Source organism: Staphylococcus sp. 11007852, assembly GCF_011394325.1.
GTDB classification, from domain to species: Bacteria; Bacillota; Bacilli; order Staphylococcales; family Staphylococcaceae; genus Staphylococcus; species Staphylococcus agnetis.
In genome coordinates this window covers 1-20226 of record NZ_JAANBJ010000020.1, presented here as the reverse complement: position 1 = coordinate 20226, position 20226 = coordinate 1, and the positions used below count along the sequence as shown (strand labels likewise).

Annotated in this window: 21 protein-coding genes and 1 riboswitch; of the genes, 13 read left to right on the top strand and 8 right to left on the bottom strand. The window is 36.5% G+C overall.

What is annotated here, in order from left to right:
- Positions 1 to 46: 46 nt before the first annotated feature.
- The 6 genes from G8Y85_RS05305 (at position 47) to G8Y85_RS05280 (ending at position 7947) form a co-directional block, all read left to right on the top strand.
- Entirely contained in the window at positions 47 to 1363 is a 1317-nt protein-coding gene (locus tag G8Y85_RS05305; RefSeq protein WP_165805535.1) for a YjiH family protein, read from the top strand.
- 19 nt (positions 1364 to 1382) lie between these two features.
- Entirely contained in the window at positions 1383 to 3050 is a 1668-nt protein-coding gene (gene hutU, locus G8Y85_RS05300; RefSeq protein WP_165805534.1) for a urocanate hydratase, read from the top strand.
- Entirely contained in the window at positions 3050 to 4285 is a 1236-nt protein-coding gene (hutI, locus tag G8Y85_RS05295; protein ID WP_165805533.1) for an imidazolonepropionase, read from the top strand. The genes hutU and hutI overlap by 1 nt, the downstream gene beginning before the upstream one ends.
- Positions 4286 to 4511: 226 nt before the next feature.
- Positions 4512 to 5639, top strand: coding sequence for an amidohydrolase (locus G8Y85_RS05290; RefSeq protein WP_165805532.1), 1128 nt, complete (start codon positions 4512 to 4514; stop codon positions 5637 to 5639).
- A gap of 52 nt (positions 5640 to 5691) precedes the next feature.
- A riboswitch (SAM riboswitch) is annotated at positions 5692 to 5788 on the top strand.
- A gap of 92 nt (positions 5789 to 5880) precedes the next feature.
- On the top strand, positions 5881 to 7179 hold the full coding sequence (locus G8Y85_RS05285; RefSeq protein ID WP_165805531.1) for a Na+/H+ antiporter NhaC family protein: 1299 nt from the start codon (positions 5881 to 5883) through the stop codon (positions 7177 to 7179).
- A 258-nt stretch (positions 7180 to 7437) separates the two neighbouring features.
- Entirely contained in the window at positions 7438 to 7947 is a 510-nt protein-coding gene (locus G8Y85_RS05280) for an SRPBCC family protein (protein ID WP_103345625.1), read from the top strand.
- A 157-nt stretch (positions 7948 to 8104) separates the two neighbouring features.
- On the opposite strand, the gene G8Y85_RS05275 is transcribed toward G8Y85_RS05280, so the two are convergent.
- Positions 8105 to 8635, bottom strand: coding sequence for a hypothetical protein (locus G8Y85_RS05275; RefSeq protein ID WP_085622651.1), 531 nt, complete (start codon positions 8633 to 8635; stop codon positions 8105 to 8107).
- A gap of 180 nt (positions 8636 to 8815) precedes the next feature.
- Here G8Y85_RS05275 and G8Y85_RS05270 point away from each other — a divergent pair, with 180 nt between their 5' ends.
- The 5 genes from G8Y85_RS05270 to G8Y85_RS05250 all read left to right on the top strand — a co-directional run bounded on the left by G8Y85_RS05270 (position 8816) and on the right by G8Y85_RS05250 (position 12159).
- Positions 8816 to 9778: a bile acid:sodium symporter family protein gene (locus tag G8Y85_RS05270; RefSeq protein WP_060551672.1), complete on the top strand. Its 963-nt coding sequence runs from the start codon at positions 8816 to 8818 to the stop codon at positions 9776 to 9778.
- A 323-nt stretch (positions 9779 to 10101) separates the two neighbouring features.
- Positions 10102 to 10371 carry a hypothetical protein gene (locus G8Y85_RS05265; RefSeq protein ID WP_060551671.1) on the top strand — a complete coding sequence of 90 codons (270 nt, stop codon included), beginning with the start codon at positions 10102 to 10104 and terminating at the stop codon, positions 10369 to 10371.
- A gap of 62 nt (positions 10372 to 10433) precedes the next feature.
- Positions 10434 to 11261, top strand: coding sequence for a VOC family protein (locus G8Y85_RS05260; protein ID WP_241954751.1), 828 nt, complete (start codon positions 10434 to 10436; stop codon positions 11259 to 11261).
- Between the two features lie 65 nt (positions 11262 to 11326).
- Positions 11327 to 11971, top strand: coding sequence for an HAD-IA family hydrolase (locus G8Y85_RS05255; RefSeq protein ID WP_103345623.1), 645 nt, complete (start codon positions 11327 to 11329; stop codon positions 11969 to 11971).
- A complete protein-coding gene (locus G8Y85_RS05250) occupies positions 11968 to 12159 on the top strand; it encodes a hypothetical protein (RefSeq protein ID WP_060551668.1) in 192 nt (63 codons plus the stop codon). Before G8Y85_RS05255 ends, G8Y85_RS05250 begins: the two co-directional genes overlap by 4 nt.
- A 52-nt stretch (positions 12160 to 12211) precedes the next feature.
- Here the strand turns inward: G8Y85_RS05250 and G8Y85_RS05245 are convergent, their stop codons facing one another.
- Genes G8Y85_RS05245 through G8Y85_RS05235 form a run of 3 tightly spaced genes read right to left on the bottom strand, consistent with a single transcriptional unit; the run spans position 12212 to position 13619 of the window.
- Complete coding sequence (locus tag G8Y85_RS05245; RefSeq protein ID WP_103345622.1) at positions 12212 to 12394, bottom strand: hypothetical protein; 183 nt, start codon at positions 12392 to 12394, stop codon at positions 12212 to 12214.
- A 2-nt stretch (positions 12395 to 12396) separates the two neighbouring features.
- Entirely contained in the window at positions 12397 to 12735 is a 339-nt protein-coding gene (locus tag G8Y85_RS05240; RefSeq protein WP_060551666.1) for a hypothetical protein, read from the bottom strand.
- 53 nt (positions 12736 to 12788) lie between these two features.
- Complete coding sequence (locus G8Y85_RS05235) at positions 12789 to 13619, bottom strand: formate/nitrite transporter family protein (protein ID WP_060551665.1); 831 nt, start codon at positions 13617 to 13619, stop codon at positions 12789 to 12791.
- A 329-nt stretch (positions 13620 to 13948) separates the two neighbouring features.
- Between G8Y85_RS05235 and G8Y85_RS05230 the strand changes: the two genes are divergently transcribed.
- On the top strand, positions 13949 to 15340 hold the full coding sequence (locus tag G8Y85_RS05230; protein WP_037566646.1) for an amino acid permease: 1392 nt from the start codon (positions 13949 to 13951) through the stop codon (positions 15338 to 15340).
- 93 nt (positions 15341 to 15433) lie between these two features.
- Here G8Y85_RS05230 and G8Y85_RS05225 read toward each other — a convergent pair whose 3' ends face one another.
- The 4 genes from G8Y85_RS05225 to G8Y85_RS05210 all read right to left on the bottom strand — a co-directional run bounded on the left by G8Y85_RS05225 (position 15434) and on the right by G8Y85_RS05210 (position 19218).
- Positions 15434 to 16843, bottom strand: coding sequence for a PTS transporter subunit EIIC (locus tag G8Y85_RS05225; RefSeq protein ID WP_165805530.1), 1410 nt, complete (start codon positions 16841 to 16843; stop codon positions 15434 to 15436).
- A gap of 13 nt (positions 16844 to 16856) precedes the next feature.
- Positions 16857 to 17753 (bottom strand): N-acetylmuramic acid 6-phosphate etherase, encoded by an 897-nt coding sequence (murQ, locus tag G8Y85_RS05220; protein ID WP_165805529.1) that lies wholly within the window; start codon positions 17751 to 17753, stop codon positions 16857 to 16859.
- The gene (locus G8Y85_RS05215) at positions 17753 to 18799 is read right to left on the bottom strand and encodes a MupG family TIM beta-alpha barrel fold protein (protein ID WP_165805528.1); all 1047 of its coding nucleotides are present in this window, start codon (positions 18797 to 18799) and stop codon (positions 17753 to 17755) included. The genes murQ and G8Y85_RS05215 overlap by 1 nt, the downstream gene beginning before the upstream one ends.
- An 83-nt stretch (positions 18800 to 18882) precedes the next feature.
- Positions 18883 to 19218, bottom strand: a complete 336-nt coding sequence (locus G8Y85_RS05210) for a hypothetical protein (RefSeq protein ID WP_107371335.1) — start codon at positions 19216 to 19218, stop codon at positions 18883 to 18885.
- Positions 19219 to 19312: 94 nt separating this feature from the next.
- Here G8Y85_RS05210 and G8Y85_RS05205 point away from each other — a divergent pair, with 94 nt between their 5' ends.
- Positions 19313 to 20044: a CPBP family intramembrane glutamic endopeptidase gene (locus G8Y85_RS05205; RefSeq protein ID WP_165805527.1), complete on the top strand. Its 732-nt coding sequence runs from the start codon at positions 19313 to 19315 to the stop codon at positions 20042 to 20044.
- Positions 20045 to 20226: the final 182 nt, after the last annotated feature.

Here is a 20226-nt window from a genome sequence, read left to right as displayed (position 1 = left end):
GTTTCCATGATAATGGGAGATTGAGGTTGAAGGGGTGTGTATTAAAATGACGCAACCTCAAAAGTTAGAACGTATAAAAGGCTATAAAATGTGGCGTTTTTGGTTATTGAGCTGCATCGGTATGATTTGTTTTTTTATACCTATATCGATTCGTGGAACAGAAACTATTATAGTGGATCACATTTATTTAGCCATACGTGCGCGATTAGGTCATGCGATGCCCTATGTAGCATTGGGACTCATCATGTTAGGGGCTATCGTACCAATGATACGTAAGGATTTTGCTCAATCTAAAACAGAAGCAGTGATTGTGCTTTTTAAATGTTGTGGTGCAATCATAGGTATAATGTACGTCTTTAAATTTGGACCTTCATTTTTGTTTCGTCCGAATTATGTTCCATTCTTATTTGAAAAATTGATGTTGCCACTGAGTGTATTAATACCTGTTGGTGCAATCGCATTATCATTACTCGTAGGATATGGCTTACTCGAATTTATAGGTGTATTGATGGAACCTATAATGCGGCCTATTTTTAAAACGCCAGGTAAATCTGCTGTTGATGCAGTCGCTTCATTTGTAGGAAGCTATTCTCTTGGGCTACTCATCACGAATCGTGTCTATAAAGACGGTATGTACAATAAAAAAGAAGCGGTCATTATCGCAACGGGCTTTTCTACTGTGTCCGCCACATTTATGGTGATTGTGGCACGGACATTGAATTTAATGGGATATTGGAATTTGTACTTTTGGCTTTGTTTAGTTATCACATTTGTAGTAACAGCAATCACAGCCCATTTGCCACCTATTTCAAATGAAAGCCAAGATTATTATAAAAATCAAGAAGGGGAATCACCCACAAACATTGAAGGTAATCGTCTCATTGTTGCTTGGGAAGAAGCGAAACGTCAGTCTCACCAATCATTACCATTATTTAAGAATATTTGGCTCAATGTACGTGATGGAATAGAAATGACCATTGCGATTTTACCGTCGATATTATCTATTGGTTTTTTAGGGTTAATTTTGGCGCATTATACACCACTTATAGATTGGATGAGTTATATTTTTTATCCATTTGTTATGATATTTCCTATTCAAGATCAAGCGGTGTTGGCTAAAGCTTCAGCAATTTCTATTATTGAAATGTTTTTACCTTCATTACTTGTTGTGAAAACAGCACTGGAAGTACGTTTTGTCATTGCGATTACAAGTGTGTCGGCGATTATATTCTTCTCGGCACTAGTGCCATGTATTTTAGCAACAGAGATACATATTCCATTATGGAAGTTAGTCGTCATTTGGTTTATACGTGTTGCACTCACGCTACTCATTACAATACCAATTGCGTTACTCATATTTTAAACAAAGGGAGAGATGAAGAATGTCTAGAGAAATTAAAGCGAAAAAAGGCCTCGAAATTGAATGTAAGGGTTGGGAACAAGAAGCTGTTTTACGTATGCTCTATAACAATTTAGATCCAGAAGTGGCAGAGCATCCAGACAAACTCGTGGTTTATGGAGGCATTGGTAAAGCAGCGCGTAATTGGGAAGCTTTTGATGCTATCGTTAAGACGTTACGTCGCCTTGAAAAAGATGAAACAATGCTCGTTCAATCAGGGAAGCCAGTCGCAGTATTCAAAACACATGAAGAAGCGCCGCGTGTATTATTATCCAATTCGGTGCTCGTACCAAAATGGGCGAACTGGGAACATTTCCATGAACTCGATAAAAAAGGGCTCATGATGTATGGTCAAATGACCGCTGGAAGTTGGATTTATATTGGTTCTCAAGGCATTGTACAAGGTACTTATGAAACGTTTGCAGAATGTGCGAATCAGCATTTTAACGGTTCATTGAAAGGAACCATTACATTAACTGCGGGTCTCGGTGGCATGGGAGGTGCACAACCGTTAGCAGTTACGATGAATGAAGGGGTGGTCATCGGGGTAGATGTAGATGCGTCACGTATTCAAAAACGCATCGATACACGCTACTGTGACATTATGATGCATTCGTTAGATGAAGCGTTAGAAAAAGCAGAAGAAGCTAAAAATAATGGTCAAGCGTTATCTATAGGATTAGTAGGCAATGCGGCTGAAATACATCATGAAATTTTGAAACGCCAATTCAAAATTGATATCGTAACAGACCAAACGTCTGCGCATGATCCATTAAATGGTTATGTACCTGAAGGATACTCATTAGAGGAAGCTGTGCAACTTCGTGAAGCAAATCCTGAAAAATATGTGCAATTAGCATCTCAGTCTATGAAAAAACATGTTGAAGCCATGTTGCAATTTCAAGAACAAGGTGCCATAGCGTTTGATTACGGCAATAACATTCGTCAAGTCGCTTTCGACCAAGGGTTAAAAGACGCATTCAACTTTCCTGGTTTTGTGCCCGCATATATTCGTCCATTGTTCTGTGAGGGTAAAGGACCGTTCCGTTTTGCAGCTTTATCTGGAGATCCTAAAGACATTGAACGTGCGGATCAACTCATGCGTGAGTTATTCCCTGAAGATGAAAAATTAATGCGTTGGCTCGATATGGCAAGTGAGAAAATTGCGTTTCAAGGATTGCCATCTAGAATCGCATGGCTCGGTTATGGCGACCGTGCAAAAATGGGTCTCGCATTAAATGATCTGGTACGTAAAGGTGAAATATCTGCGCCAATTGTAATTGGACGAGATCACTTAGACTCAGGTTCAGTCGCTTCACCCAACCGTGAAACAGAAGCGATGAAAGATGGTTCAGATGCGGTAGGTGACTGGGCAATTTTAAATGCGCTTGTGAATACTGCGGCAGGCGGTTCATGGATTTCTGTACATCATGGTGGCGGTGTTGGTATGGGTTATTCACTTCACGCAGGTATGGTTGTCGTTGCTGATGGGTCTGAGCGTGCAGAACGTCGTTTAAAACGAGTATTAACGACAGATCCGGGTATGGGTGTGGTAAGACACGCGGATGCAGGCTATGACATTGCGATTGATACTGCCAAAGATAAGGGTGTAGATATTCCAATGATAACAGGTAAAGGTGATGACAAATAATGAATGATTTAATAATCCAAAACATTAAACAATTAATTTTACCCAAATCAACAGAACGTCCTTTAAAAGGTGCAGACTTAGATAAACTGAACATCGTAGAAAATGGAACAGTGGTTGTTAAAGACGGCAAAGTTGTTTATTCGGGACCTTATACAAAGGATTATGAAGCAAAAGATACAATTGATGCGACAGGCAAAGTGGTGTCACCAGCTTTAGTAGATGCGCACACGCACCTCGTACATGGAGGGTCACGTGAACATGAAATGTCTTTAAAACGTCAAGGCGTGTCTTATCTTGAGATATTAGAACAAGGTGGGGGCATCCTTTCAACAGTACAAGCAACACGTCAAACGAGTGAAGATGATTTATTCAAAAAGGCAGAGCATGATTTACTTACAATGATGCACCATGGTGTATTAGCAGTTGAAAGTAAAAGTGGCTATGGTTTAGATAAAGAAAATGAATTGAAACAACTTAAAGTATCACGTCGCTTACAAGACAAATATAATTTGGATATGCGTCATACGTTTTTAGGCCCTCATGCAGTACCCAAAGATGCATCATCGAATGAAGCATTTTTAGAAGACATGATTGCCTTGCTTCCTGAAGTAAAGGCCTATGCCGATTTTGCAGACATTTTTTGTGAAACAGGTGTATTCACTATTAAAGAATCTAAACGTTACATGGAAGCCGCTAAAAAAGAAGGCTTTAAAGTTAAAATTCATGCCGATGAAATTGATCCTCTTGGTGGATTAGGACTCGCGATTGATCAACAAGCCATTTCAGCAGATCATCTCGTAGCATCAAGCGATACTGATAAAGCAAAATTGAGTGACTCAGATACGGTAGCGGTACTATTGCCTGGAACAACCTTTTACTTAGGCAAAAATGATTATGCTGATGCACGAGGTATGATTGAAAACAATGGTGCCATAGCGATTGCAACGGATTTTAATCCCGGAAGTTGCGTAACAAATAATCTTCAAATGGTAATGGCTATTGCGGCGTTGAAATTAAAATTATCACCGAATGAAATTTGGAATGCAGTTACAGTGAACGCAGCGAAAGCAATAGATGTGGATGCAGGCACTATTAATAAAGGGGATAAAGCAAATATTGTGATATGGCATGCGCCAAATCATGAATATATTCCATATCATTATGGTATTAATCATGTTGAAAAAGTAATAAAAGATGGTAAAGTAATCATCAATCATGACATTGCACTAGCTTAAATTTGATAAAATACATTGATATATGACGTTCTTGAAATTTATTTTTGAATAAATTTTGAGAACGTTTTGTATTAGAATGAGGCATGCTTGATGATAATGAGGATATATGGAAATTTTATTGAAAGTAAGATGCTGTATACGAGATAATATGACTATTCATTCAAAACGTGTTAATAACATCTCAGCGTTTTAGGTCATTGTTAAATAATCAATAAGGGGGAGTTCTATGTCTTATCGGTTTGATCAAATGGTCTCATGGAGACGTCACTTTCATATGTATCCCGAGCGTTCTAATGAAGAGTTTCAAACAACTAAAAGATTAAAAGCGATATTACGAGATATGGATGTGTCAATTTTGGATGTTCCACTTCAAACAGGTTTGATTGCAGAAGTAGGGCAAGGTGATTCAATGATTGCGATACGGTCTGATATTGACGCACTTCCAATCCATGAACAAGCGACTGTTGCATTTAAATCGCGTACTGAGGGCGTGATGCATGCGTGCGGTCATGATATTCATATGGCGAGTGTACTTGGCACAGTGGAACGACTTAAAACGATGGAATCTAAATTAAATGGTCGTGTGCGTATCATCTTTCAAGCTTCTGAAGAACTCGGGTTTGGTGCAAACCGTGTAGTGGAAACAGGTGTCTTAAATGGTGCAAAAGCCATCTTAGGATTTCATAATGATCCAACTTTAAAAGTAGGTCAGTGGCGCTCTAAAATTGGAATCATGACATCAAATGTTGATCGCTTTAAAATTATCGTTCATGCTAAAGGAGCCCATGCGGCGATGCCGCAAGATGCTAAAGATCCGAGTATCATCGTGGCACAATTGATTCAAAGTTTTCAAAGTATTGTGAGTCGTAATATTGCTCCCTACGAGGAAGCAGTTGTAACTATTGGTCAAATTCACAGTGGGCAGACATGGAATGTCATTCCTGATCATGCAATCGTAGAGGGAACTGTACGTACATTTGACCATGACACACAGCTTAAAGTTGAAACACGTATGAAACAAATGTGCAAAGGTGTTGCTACACAATTTGACACTAAGATTGATTTAGAGTATCTCAAAATAACTAAAGCTGTTAATAATGAAGAGGCGCTCCATCAGCTCGCAGTTCAAGCCGCTAAAGAAGCGGGCTATGATGCTAAGGAGTTGGTGCGTCCACTGACAATAGGAGAAGATTTTTCGGGTTATCAGGCGATAGCACCAAGTTATTTTGCTATGATAGGCTCCGAAAGTGACTATCCTTTACATCATCCGTTATATCAACCAGATGAACGTATTTTTGAAAATGTCACAGACTATTTCGTAAATGCCATTCAACTCATTTTGAAATCATCATAGAGATTGACGAATTACAAAATTTCATGTAAAGTTTAACAGTAAAATTAAATACTTCATATCAAGAGAAGTGGAGGGACTGGCCCTTTGAAACTTCGGCAACATGGTCATGCGTGTGCCAATTCCAGAAGCTTTGAGGCTGAAGATAAGAAGTTCGAGAAACGATATCAGGTCAAGCCCTAATAGTATGTATGCGCATGATGTACTATTAGAGTTTGACCTTAATTTTTGTGAGGAGAAAAAAATGTCTACAGATTTTAAAGATAAAATGAATGGTTGGGCTTTACTACCTTTAGTTGTATTTATTTGTATATTTTTAGGCGCAGGTATAATTACGAAAGATTTTACATTTATGCCGCTCAATGTAGCAGCAATTATTGGTGTAATTATGGCGCTATTGATGAACCGAAAAGAAAATTTTGCGCACAAAGTTGAAGTGTTCGCAAAAAGTGCTGGTCATCCTAATATTATTTTAATGATGTTTATTTTTATATTAGCAGGTGCTTTTTCTAAAACTGCTGAAAAAATGGGTGGAGTTGAATCTATTGTCAATTTTGGATTGTCGATGATTCCACAAAATTTATTGATAGTAGGGTTGTTTATTATTTGTATGTTTGTTTCGATATCGATGGGAACATCGGTTGGAACAGTGGCAGCGATAGCGCCTGTAGGATTTGGGTTGAGTCAAGCGACAGACATTCCAGCTGCATTAGCGATGGCTACTGTGGTAGGTGGTGCGATGTTTGGCGATAATTTATCGATGATTTCTGATACGACCATTGCGGCAGTGAGAACGCAACGTACACAAATGGCAGATAAATTTAAAGTGAATTTTCGTATCGTTTTACCGGGTGCGATGATTACAATCATCATTTTATGGGTACTTACACTCGGTAACCACGTTAATCATGGACAAAGTTATGATTACAATTTTATTAAAATCATCCCTTATTTACTTGTATTGATATTAGCTTTAATAGGCATTAATGTCGTGCTCGTATTGATAGGTGGGATTTTACTATCTGGAATAATTGGCATTGCTGACGGTTCGTTTAATTTAGCAGGGTTTTTAAAAGCTGCTTCAGAAGGTATAGTGGGGATGGAAGATATTGCAATCATCGCGCTCTTAATTGGTGGAATGATAGGACTTGTTGAGCATAATGGTGGGATTAATTGGCTATTGCACAAAGTGAAAAGTAAAATTAAATCACGTAGAGGCGCAGAATTTGGTATTGCAAGTCTCGTAAGTGTGGCGGACATTTCTACTGCAAATAATACGATTTCTATTATTATGTCAGGTCCATTAGCCAAAGATATCGCTGATGAATATGAAATCGATCGACGTAAATCGGCCAGCATTTTAGATATTTTTGGTAGTGCATGGCAAGGTTTTATCCCTTATAGCCCACAGCTGATTGCAGCAGCAGGTGTTGCGGGTATTTCACCTGTGATGTTAGTCCCATATTCTATTTATCCAGTAATGTTAGCTTTATGTGGGATTGTAGCCATCATCTTTAACTTACCAAGACTTAAAAGCAAATAGTATGTATATAAATGGCTAAAGGGTATAATGAAGGAATTTAGTGAGATTGCAACGATAACAGTTCATAGTGCAGTGATAATGGTACACCTTCTATTAGATGAGAAGATAGTGTCACTCAATCTCTAAATGGGAGACTTTTAAGCGCGATGCAATGTTTATAATACTATGATGCATACACATTTTAGTAAGATATGGTAATGAATCATAAATAGGATGTTTAATGATAGAGAAAAAGGTTTTAAAGTGAGGAGAATCGCCATGAATAATACGCAAAATGAACGGGTCGAAGTTAAAATAGTTCGATTATTAAAAACTTCACCTGAGTTTGCTTATCAAGCTTGGACAGATCCTGAAATGTTGCGTCACTGGTTTATGACTACATCAAGATCGAATAAAACAATCGAAAGTGATGTGACTGAAGGGGGTCACTATTTAATTATTGACCAACGCCAAGGTAAAAAAATACGTGTAGAAGGTACTTATCAAACATTAATTCCAGGAGAACACCTTTGTTTAACGATTCAAATGCCTGATTTCAGTGATCAACAAGACGATATCAATGTGTACTTCGAAGAACGCAGTCCGGGCATTACACAAATGACATTTTTCTACAAAAGTGAAGTGCCTAAAGAAAGACGTTTAACGCAACTTGAATATAAACAAAAAAAGAAAGAATATCATGATAGTACTGTACACGGTTTTGAAAATATGTTTGATACGATGCAGCGGTATATTGAAGAACAAACACTCAATGAATCAGGGCAGTAGCCTCGAGTTCAACATAAAACCTGCAAAATTCTGGAGAATGAATTTTGCAGGTTTTAAAAATTTTAAAGTCAATGCTTGATCGTGATTACCATCGTGTATTTAAAAAGATTCATCATTGGCAAATCGTCTATATTATTTAATTTAAAGCTCAAAACTTTTATGAGATACGCGTAATATGAGATTGTGGATGTGACGGCGCGTATGCTTGATAGATATCAATATGGTGACACGCTAATAGACTTAACATTGTGCCTGCTTCTTCAAGTGTTGATGTTAAAGTTAAAATATTTTTACGTATAGTATATTTTAATTGTAGCGTTGTACCATGGTGAAGAATATCAATGACTTTATCTTTAATAAATGGGTCTGTTAAGCCATCAATGTAAAATTCAAAACGACGCTCTGTCAATGCGAGTTGATCAAAAGGTATCAATTCTTGTTCGAATTTTGAACGAATCACTTGATAAATAACATAGTGATGGAATCCTAAAAAGCTCAGCAAATAGGGTAATGTCTGTTTTTGAATATGTACACGAAGTACATACGTTTTCTGAGTCTTAATAAATTCGTGTTGAAGTGGAGAAGGTAGATTCACATGTTTTAACAATTGACTTAATTGAGCTCGATGTTTGCGTCGATTTAACTCAGAGATATGAAGGGTATAGCTTTCTAATTTATCAATAAGCATGACATTTCCTCTTTTTAAATGTGATTTATTAAATCTATTGTATCATTCTAAATTTCAAAAAGCATTAGGACTAAAGACGTAAACATTTCGCATTCCTATTTTATTTACATAAATAGTGTTGTCATTCGTTATTCATTGTGTTAATATTCTGAATATTAAAATAATAACGAGGTGACAACAATGCTACGACAAATTGGACAATTTGCTTCAAAAACATTTTTATTATGGATGTTGCTAACAAGTTTTATTGGATTTGTTTTGCCATCTGCATTTACTACTTTTACACCATGGATACCCTATCTTTTAGGTATCGTCATGTTAGGGATGGGGTTATCCATTCGATTAGAAGATTTTAAAATTGTATTTAAATACCCTAAACCTGTCATTATTGGTGTGGTGTTACAATACACAATTATGCCATTACTTGCTTATTTCATTGTAAAACTATTTCAGTTACCACCTGAAGTAGCCATTGGTGTCTTACTCGTTGGATGTTGCCCTGGTGGAACTTCAAGTAACGTTATCAGTTACTTAGCGAAAGCCAATGTCGCTTTATCGGTTGCAGTCACTTCTGTATCTACGATATTATCTCCATTTGTTACACCATCACTGATGTTTTTAATGGCACATCAATGGATGGATGTCTCATTTATGAGTATGTTTGAATCTGTATCTAAAATTGTATTGATCCCAATCATCGTAGGATTGGTTATTCAAAGACTTTTTTATAAAGTTGCTGAGAAAACAGATGATATTTTACCTTTAATCTCTGTCATAGCGATATCGGTGATTTTAGGGACGGTTGTTGCAAGTAGTAAAACATTAATTGTAGAAACAGGTTTACTCATTTTTGCCGTCGTTATTTTACACAATGTTTTAGGGTATGTGATCGGTTATACGTTATCAGCGCTGTTTAAATTGAATTATGAAGATAAAAAAACGTTGTCTATTGAGGTTGGCATGCAAAATTCAAGTTTAGCTGCTTCGTTAGCTACGGTACATTTCAATCCTTTAGCAGCAGTACCGGGAGCGGTGTTTAGTTTTGTTCATTGTATTACAGGGCCAACGCTTGCACGTTATTGGTCGTCACGTTTTGATAAGCAACAAAAAATCATCAAACCCTTAAAACAAACAAAAGTTTAAAACTCACATGGGCTTTCAGTTGCATTGCGAGTTAAAAAGGATTTGGACATAACGATTTTGTATATCTCAAAACTCAACTAAACAAGATATGCCCCAATAAAGTGGACACTTAAAAAGTGAAAACTTTATTGGGGTGTTTGTATGAGAAATGAAAACATGACTTTGATTGCTTCCAGAAAAGCGAGGCGTTAAGAACAAAAAAATTAAAACAATTTGTTTTTCACCACCGTTCATTTCGGGCTTCTTTACATTTGAATTAGGTTGTGCGAAAATATTTTTAAATTAATAGTAAATTTTATTAAAACGTGAAAGGGTTTGAGAATATGGTGACTAAAATATTACAAAACTATTTTATTACCTTCACGCTTTTCATTACGATGATGATGCTTTCAGTAGGATTTGTGAACCAATATGATAATGGCGTTGCGTTATTAATCGTATTAACGTTTGTTATTACGTTATTTAATTTTTTGATTGAAACATGCTTGCTTAAATCTCAGTTATCGATGCGTAAAATTCGCTTGTTTCAAACCATTGCATTTCCTTGTTCAATTATTTTGATAGGACTCGTATGTTTCGTGATGTTAATGTAAAATCATAGCGTGACAAGGATATAAAAAGTATACTATGGTTGAAGATGAAAGGAGTGAGTCGTTTGTCTAAAATTATAGGTCACCATCATATATCCATGTACACAAAAAATATCACACGTAACAAAGCGTTTTATTTAGACGTATTAGGACTCGATTTAATTAAAGAAACCGTTAATCAAGATAATGAAACCATGCCGCATATTTTTTATGGTAATGCTAGCGGTGATCCAGGAACGTTATTAACTTTTTTTGAAATTCCATTAGCTGGAACAGTGTATAAAGGCACGAATATGATTGCGCGTATAGGACTCTTAGTACAGGATCGTAACATGTTAGATTTATTTGAGGTTAAATTAGAAAAACATGGTATATCAACACAACGTGGAATATATTTACATCAAGATGCGCTTTATTTCGATGATCCAGAAACGCTATCTTTCGTCATGATAGCAAATGAAGGTTACAAGTTACCGGCGCATTGGCATATAACTAATGAAGAAACTTCGACTACGGCTGCAACGATTTTGGGTATGGGGCCAATCGAAATACACGTGGAGGATATCGCATCAACAGCTCATTATCTCACGGCACATTTAGGATATCGTAAACGTGAAGATTTTGAAGAGACTATTTATACGCTCAATGAGGAAGGGTTTTACAGTGATATTGTATTAATACAACAAGATGGTCCTCAAGTGAGACCTGGAAAAGGGTATGTGCATCATCACGCCTTTGCAATAAAAAAAGCGGATATGCCTACGATATTGGACATACATGACCACTTACCTCATCAACATTCAGGTGTAATCAATCGACAATGGTTTGAATCGTTGTATTATAGACAAAATTTTATCACTTATGAATTTGCGACAGTAGAGCCTGGATTTTAGTGAGACGTGAATCATAGGTTGAGATTTGCTACACTGAATGTAAATGGTTTTCAAGGAGGCACAACATGTATCGAGCAGTCATTTTTGATTTTGATGGTACGATTATAGATACAGAACAACATCTTTATGAAGTGATCAATACACATTTAATTGAAGCTAACGCGTCACCGGTAACATTGGACTTTTATAGAGCAAATATCGGGGGACGCGCGCTTGCTTTACATCAACATTTAATTGATGTTTTTGGTGAGCAAAAAGTTAGAGAGATTTATAAAGCGCATCATAGTCATGCAGGTCAACTACCACTGAGACCGGGGATTCAAACGTTAATGGAACAGCTTCACGCACGACACATTCCAATGGCCATTGCTACAAGCAGTGCACGTGCTGATATTGCACCTTTAGTAGAAGAACTGGGTATCCAACCGTATATCAGTGTGATAAAAGGAAGAGAAGATGTATCAGATGTGAAGCCTGATCCGGAGTTATATTTAAGCGCTGTGCAAGCGTTGAATTTTAGTCCGACATATTGTTTAGCGATTGAAGATTCGGTTAATGGGGCAACAGCGGCAGCTACAGCTGGTTTAGATGTCATCGTGAATACCAATCCTATGACAGAAGTGAGTGATTTTTCCCAAATTACGTTATTGGATAAAGATATTCATTTATCAAAAATTATAGAACGTTATTTTCAAGGTGGCTTAAAATGAGTGTTGAAATGATTTTATTCTTTATTGTTGCGCCACTTATCATTGTTTTTGGGAACTTAGTGCTCGCCCCTAAATTTCAACGTCATATACCAATGCAAGTGCACGTCACTTCATGTTTGATAGGGCTAATTCTATATGCCATAGGTGCAACATTAGCATATTACTTCTTATTACAAGGGAAAATATAAAAATAGCCTTCAAAAGTCGTAGATATTACGATTTTTGAAGGCTTTCATATATTTAAGTTAAAAGAACAAGTGCAGTGATTACAAGTACAAGTAAGATTGCATCTACACCAACCATTAATGCATAGCGTGTCGATGGTGTATGTTGTTGTTTACTTTTATATAACAGATATATATTCGGAATAAAACTGAGTAAAAGTATGACAATGATTAAAATGCCAATTGTTTGTGTGGACATCATCAATTTCTCCTTTTAAACCATCCAATGAAATAGCCAATAAGTAATGCAAGTAGCAAGCCAATAGCAAAGCCAGCAAGTGGAAACTGAATCATATTTCCTATTAATAGGCCTAAAATTAAACAAATGATTAGCGGAGGGCCATATTGACGTTTACGTTGATCCGAATTTAAGATGCTAAAAAGTACTATATATAGAATATAAAAAATACATATAAATAATAGTGTACGTAACAGCAAGCTACCGACGTCACTCTGATTTTGAATCATATTTACGATATAAAATATGATACCTATTAAGATGGCGGTTATCGCACCGCGTACGAAGCGACTTTTTTCCATAATGAACTCCTTCATTGGATTTTTTGTTCATTATAACATAGAGTGACCGCAATTTATTTAAAACGATGTGCTTTAAATTGACCATGATCATTTAAATAGGCATAAAATAACCCGATAATGAGTCCGCCACCAATGTAATTACCAATAAATGCGGCGATGATATTTTTTGCAATTGGCCATAATGCCATATGCTCGATATTATAAAGGACACCAGCAGCAAAGAGACAGGCATTATAAATGACATGCTCATAGCCCATAAATGCAAAAATCGTAACTCCGAACATCATTACAAACATTTTAGCTAATATATCATCTATTTGCATCGCAATGACTAAGGTAATATTTATAAAAAAGTTAGCGAAAATAGCACGTACCAAAATATTATGAAATGTATAATCATGAATTTTTGTCGCTATAATTTTGTCGAGTAAAGTGACCATCTCTGGTGTCATCACATCACTTGCGCGCATTAAACTGAATAGCACAAACGCACCTACCACATTGCCAATAAAACATAACATAAAGATATGACCGACGCGGTAAGGTTTTATGAGTCTATAATATAAACCTACAGTAAAATACATAAAGTTACTCGTGAGTAGTTCAGAATTGGTGAACAGTATCAATACGAGTGCAAAACTAAATGTTATCGCACTAATCATACTTACAATGCCGGGGCCTAAGTCAGGCGCAAACGTCGTTTTTACCATTAATACAAATACACTAATAATGCTAATGATGAAACCAGCCATCATTGCACGTAGTAAATACCGTTTAAAATAAAAACTTTCTAAAATGTCTTTCGTTTGAATGGTATCTATAATATTCGCAATCCATGTTCGTCCATAAAAAATTTTATCCCATTTAATATTTCGATCCTCCATGACATGCACTCCTTTATAAGATATACTTCTACATTATAAAGGGTGCAACTATATTTGTGAATATAATCACAAATAATTTTTAGCAATTGCTTTAGGTTATGATGTTGTGCAAGTGAATAATATTTTATAAAAGCGTTTTCATAACACTTTAAAGGGACAAAGGTTGGTCGCCTAGCACAATTGTTTTTAGGTGAAAAATGCAATATATTTTATGAAAGCACTTACAAAATTTTAAAAAATACACTTTTCAGTTTTTGAAATTGTAGTATAATAGCGTCATGATGGAAAATTAGAAAACCCTTATAATATTAAGGAGATGGGGAGTTATCATGAAAGATAATCAAGAGTTACACAGAGGGCTAAGTTCGAGACAAATCCAGATGATCGCACTTGGCGGTACAATCGGTGTAGGCCTATTCATGGGGGCATCGAGCACAATTAAATGGACAGGACCTGCTGTTATTTTCGCATACTTAATTGCCGGAATTTTTCTATTTTTAGTAATGCGTGCGATGGGTGAAATGGTTTACTTATATCCGACAACAGGATCATTTGCAAACTATGCCACGGATTACATACATCCTGTTGCAGGCTATGTTACATCATGGGCAAATATATTCCAATGGATTGTAGTTGGGATGTCTGAAGTTATAGCGGTCGGTGAATATATGAATTTTTGGTGGCCCGAGTTACCCACATGGATACCAGGTGTTATCGTTGTTATTTTACTTGCTGCAGCTAATGCAGTATCTGTAAAAGCATTTGGAGAATTTGAATTCTGGTTTGCTACAATCAAAATTGTCACAATTATTTTAATGATTATTGCCGGTTTCGGTTTAATATTCTTTGGATTAGGTAATGGAGGGAATCCAATTGGTTTAAGCAATTTATGGGCACATGGTGGCTTTTTACCAAATGGAATCATGGGATTCTTCTTTGCATTATCAATTGTCATTGGTTCTTATCAAGGTGTTGAATTAATAGGGATTACTGCTGGGGAAACAAAAGACCCTCAAAAGAACATTAAACGTGCAGTGAATGGAGTCATTTGGCGTATATTAATATTCTATATTGGTGCTATTTTTGTTATCGTTACAGTTTATCCTTGGAATCAGCTTCAAGATCTTGGTAGTCCATTTGTCGCAACTTTCTCTAAAGTTGGTATTACGATTGCAGCTGGTTTAATTAACTTTGTCGTGATAACAGCAGCAATGTCAGGTTGTAATGCGGGTATTTTCAGCTCAAGTCGTATGATATATACGTTAGCGCAACATGGTCACTTACCAAAAATCTTTACACGTGTTATGAAAAATGGGGTACCTTTCTATACGGTTATTGCTGTGTCAATTGGTATTTTCATTGGCGTTATTTTAAATATTGTTTTACCTTTAATCATTGATGGTGCAGAGAATATATTCGTTTATGTATATAGTGCCTCAATTTTACCAGGTATGATTCCATGGTTTATGATTTTATTCAGTCATATTCAATTCAGAAGAAAATATCCTGAAAAAATTCAAGATCATCCTTTCAAAATGCCATTTGCTCCGTTTTCTAACTACTTAACGATTGCATTTTTTATGCTCGTTTTAATTGGAATGGTCATCAATGCTGAAACACGTGTTTCTGTCATTATTGGATTTGTATTTTTAGGATTTATGGCGCTCTTCTTCTTTATGAGAGGTTACCATAAATTAAGTAAAGAGGAATTTAAACTATAATACGTTAACGTTTGATTTGAAACGTTTAATGTCAATACAAGAGACCCTCAAAATTAAGTTGTTTAACAAATTTTGAGGGTCTTTTGTATTTTATTATTTACCAAATTGATCGATAAGTGGTTTAGGTGAACCAAATAAAAATGTAAGTATAAATCCACTCACATAAGCAGCAAGTAAACCTGCTAAATAGCCTAAAAACATGTTGTGTGTAATGAGTGGTAAGAGAGAAAGCCCGCTAGGACCAATTGCACTTGCCCCAATATGACCAATGCCGCTTATAACGGCACCTCCAATACCACCAGCAATACAAGCAGTGAAGAACGGTCTTACAAGTGGTAAAGTGACCCCGTAAATAAGGGGTTCTCCGATCCCTAAGAACCCTACAGGTAATGCACCTTTTAATACATCTCTCAGTAAAAGGTTGCGTTTACTTTTATACCACAATGCTAAACATGCACCCACTTGTCCAGCACCTGCCATTGCTGCAATCGGTAAAAGGTATGTGGCACCAGATTGATTAATCATTTCAATATGAATGGGTGTAAATATATGATGTAAGCCAAACATCACAAGCGGTAAGAAAAAAGTGCCAATAATGAAACCGCTAAATATTCCGCCATGATTAATGACGCCATTCACAACGCCTACAAGACCATCTGAAATCCAACCTGCGATAGGCATCAAAATGAAAATGGTTAATAGACCTACAATGAGTAATGTAAGGGTTGGTGTTACGATGATATCTACAGCATTAGGGACAATTTTGTGTAATTGTCGTTCGATGAGACTTAAAACCCATACAGCTAGAATGACCCCAATGATACCGCCTTGACCAGCTAATAACCCTTCGCGTGTAAAGATGTTAGGCAATGGGTTCTCGGGAGACATACCTGTTAGCAACGTCGTACCACCAATGACGCCGCCTAATCCTGGTGTAGCATTGAACTCTCGAGCGGCATTAAATCCTGTAAAGATTGCCAAATAAGCGAGCATTCCATTTTTAATAATATCGAAAACGAGTGCTAATTGTTTAATCCATGTTGCTTCAATTGTACCTGCACTTAGTAAATTATTGAGAATTGCTGCAATGCCACCTATTAATCCGGCGCCGACAAAAGCGGGAATTAAAGGAATAAAAATATTAGCAATGGTTTTGGCAATGCGTTTAAACAGGTTAGGTTTGGACTGGTATTTAGCTTTCGTATGTGCTTCAAGCGATTGAGCGTTGCCCTGAGGAATCTCTTCTCCAAGTTTTACACCTGTCATGTTAGCCATATGACTTGCAACTTTATTGACGACACCAGGGCCAACAACAATTTGCAATCTTTCATCCTCAACGATGCCAAGCACGCCTTCAGTGTCTTTAATCGCAACTTTATCTACTTTATCACTATCCCGAATATCTAATCGAATGCGCGTCATGCAGTGGATGATAGAGCGAATGTTGTCCACGCCTCCGACATGTAATATCAATTGTTCAGCAAGTACTTTTTCTTTTTGCATATGACACATCCCCTTACAAGTTTTTTGATTTCAATACATCCTTCACGACGCCATGATGAAGTTTAAGGCAGTGTTCTGCGTCGTCAAAACGCATCTCTTTAAAATGCATAACAATCGCAGTTTTGACCTGATGATGAGCCGCCTCATATAATGCTTTACTTTCAAGAGTATCTAAACCAGTAATCATTTGAATCATATGAAGCGCACGATCGATGAGTTTATCATTCGTTGCTTGAACATCAATCATTAAATTGTTATAAACTTTTCCAACGCGAACCATTGTTATAGTTGAAATCATATTTAAAATCATTTTTTGAACGGATCCCGCTTTTAATCGCGTAGAGCCTGTTACGATTTCTGGACCAACTGCTATCTCAATAGGGATGTCAGCATGCTTGCTAATAGGCGTGTTATGATTACAACTTAATGCAACTGTATGACATTGGATATTTTGTGCATAAGTTAATGCGCCTAATACATAAGGTGTACTACCGCTCGCAGCTATACCAATAACAACGTCTTGAGAAGTTAAGTTTACATTTTTTAAATCTTGAGCACCTTGTGTTTTTGAATCTTCAGCACCTTCAATCGCACGTGTCATTGCTTCGAATCCGCCTGCTATTAATCCGAAATAACGGTTGGGGTCTGCGTTAAATGTTGGGATTAATTCAGCTGCATCGAGAACACCTAGACGTCCACTCGTACCCGCACCTATATAGATGACCTTCCCCCCATTTTGGTAAACTTTCGTCGTCAATGCGATGACACGTTCGATTTCATGTAAATGTTGACCGATAATTGTAGTTAACCTTTGATCCTCTTCATTCATGAGTTGGAGTATGTCAATTGTAGACATTTCATCTAAATGTAATGATCTTGGATTACTTTGTTCTGTTATTTTTTGGTTCATCACTCATCCTCCTCCGCTAAAACAAATGTAAATGTAGTTGACGCGTCGAAATAATTTAAATAAGGTAAACCTTCTTTAGTAAGCGTGCCTACAACATTAACATGCGGATGCGGTTTTAAATTGATTTTTGTAATTTGGAGTTCCCCCATATAACGGCCATTGCGTTCATTATCAATCGTGATGGTGCCTTTAGCTCTAGGTTCAATGTTGAAAGGTGGGATAGATGCGTCCACATGTTGGCGAGAAAATTGGGAACGAATGACATGTGCCGCGCAATCAGGTCTAGATTGGTGTGTTTTTAAAATTAATGCGTCATCTACACCATTAACAAGGTGACACGGTAAAATAAAATGATTATGTTGAATCATTTGAACTAAACGTTGTGCAGTTCTTGTAGATACAGATAGGTCACCGATAATGATGCCATCAATATTTAAAGCCTTTAATGTGAGTGCGGCAAGACAAGGATGACAATGTCTAGTACATTCTAAAGTCGGTAAACCTTTATAGAGGGGTGCACGATATGTCTCCCCTGGAATAAAAGCTAATATTTGAGCGTCGGTATGATAGTTGCGTATGCGTATATTTTGATCTTGTAAAAAAGAGCGACTCAATCCGGTGTCAGGTCGTGGATAATAGTTATGCAAATAAATGAGATGAGGTTGAATTCGTGGATGTGAGCTTATGATATTTAAAAAGTGCTCAGAAACCGTACTTGCATTGATACAACACTTATGTGCGTGTTGTATAATGGCGTTCACTAATGAAAGGGAAGTCCCTTCGTCAATACGAATGACGTATTCTATTGAGGGATATTTAGCGAGTTGCGAAAAAAGCTGTGATGTAATATTCGATTCATTCGTGTCTATAATGAGTGTGATATCATGATGAGATAATTGTGATAATAGCGCTTCAAATTGTGGTGCGATATGTAATTCTTCGGGTATTTGGAGAGAGGTAAACACGGTATCATAACCAAGCGCTATCATTTGTGATATATTGTTTACATTCAGCGGTGTACCAAGATAAACAGAAAATCCTAACATCGTTAAACCTCCTTCATTGTAAAAGAGATAGTGTTAAATTAATTATATATGAAAAGAGATTAAAACGCTTACATTTTTAATTTTTAGGTTTGGAGGTGCGATTTTGCGTGTAAGATGTGATCTATATAATTTTGTGTCACACACATTTGATTTCCTATATCGATACGTGTTAAGGGGTTGTGATATAAATGGTGAATACATTGGTAAAATGTTGCATAGTCATACGAAGGAGATGAAGTCGACTGTGGAGGGGGTAAATGTTTGTAGGCTGTTGTTAAAGTAGCGTGTAACGTATGCAAGAGGTCATGTGCATCTTCAGGCTTTTCTCTGTAGAGCAGTTGAAAAGAAAGTGCCATTTTATGACAGTCATTTAAAAATATAATAGCTTCGGAGTATTTTGGAACATTGTGTTGATGCATAGTTGTTTTCCTTTCAAATTTTATATAGGATTATAACATATTGGTATTTATAATGACCATATTGATATAAAATTTTAGAATTTGGGAGGTATGTATGGAGAAATATCGTTGGCGAGATATCAGATGGCGTGATTTTAGTCTGGTGCCAATCATCATAGTCACATTTATCGGTACTATAATTTATATCGTTTTTACTAAGGCAATTTTTGAAGAAGCACTTCTTATAGAAAACTTTACGCTCATTGGAATAGATGAAATTAACGTTCTTACGCAATTGTTCACCTATATCCTAGTCATTACTGCCTTTTTGTGCCTTAACATCGACTTATTCAAAACGTGGATGCGACAGTGGTGGAATGGGTTGAAATGTTATTGGCTATGGATCATTTGCGCTTATATAGTTACTTTTGAAGTGGCTTGGGCTTATGGTTGGGTGAAAGACCTATTTCCAAATATATACACGACAGAAACAACTCAAAATGAACAAGTGATTAACCAATTGTTATCCATACCTGAGCTTACATTATATAACTTTCTATTAATTGTATTTGCCGGGCCTATTGTTGAAGAAATATTTTTTAGGCATATTTTAATCGGTGAATTAGGTAAGAAGCTTAATTTTATTGTGATGAGCATCGTTTCTATAGTGCTGTTTTCTGCGATGCATTTAATCGAAATATCGAATTGGATTGAAATTATTGATTATTTAATCATTGCCATTCCCTTAGTTTTTCTTTACATAAAGAGTGGACGTAATTTAGGGGTGGCCATCTCCTTTCATATCCTTAATAATTTTATTGCATATTGTATCAATATGCTAAATTGATATGTCATATTTTGAAAAATGAAGCTACAGTTAGAGCGCAATTTTATTACTCATTTCAAGTGAAAGCGTCTGTGAGTGCTCCATTAAATCTATGTAAGATTGATAGACGTTAAGAATGTGTCTTCTATTTCATATAAGGGGATGGGTTAACAATCCTATAAATTAAAACAGCCAACAAAACG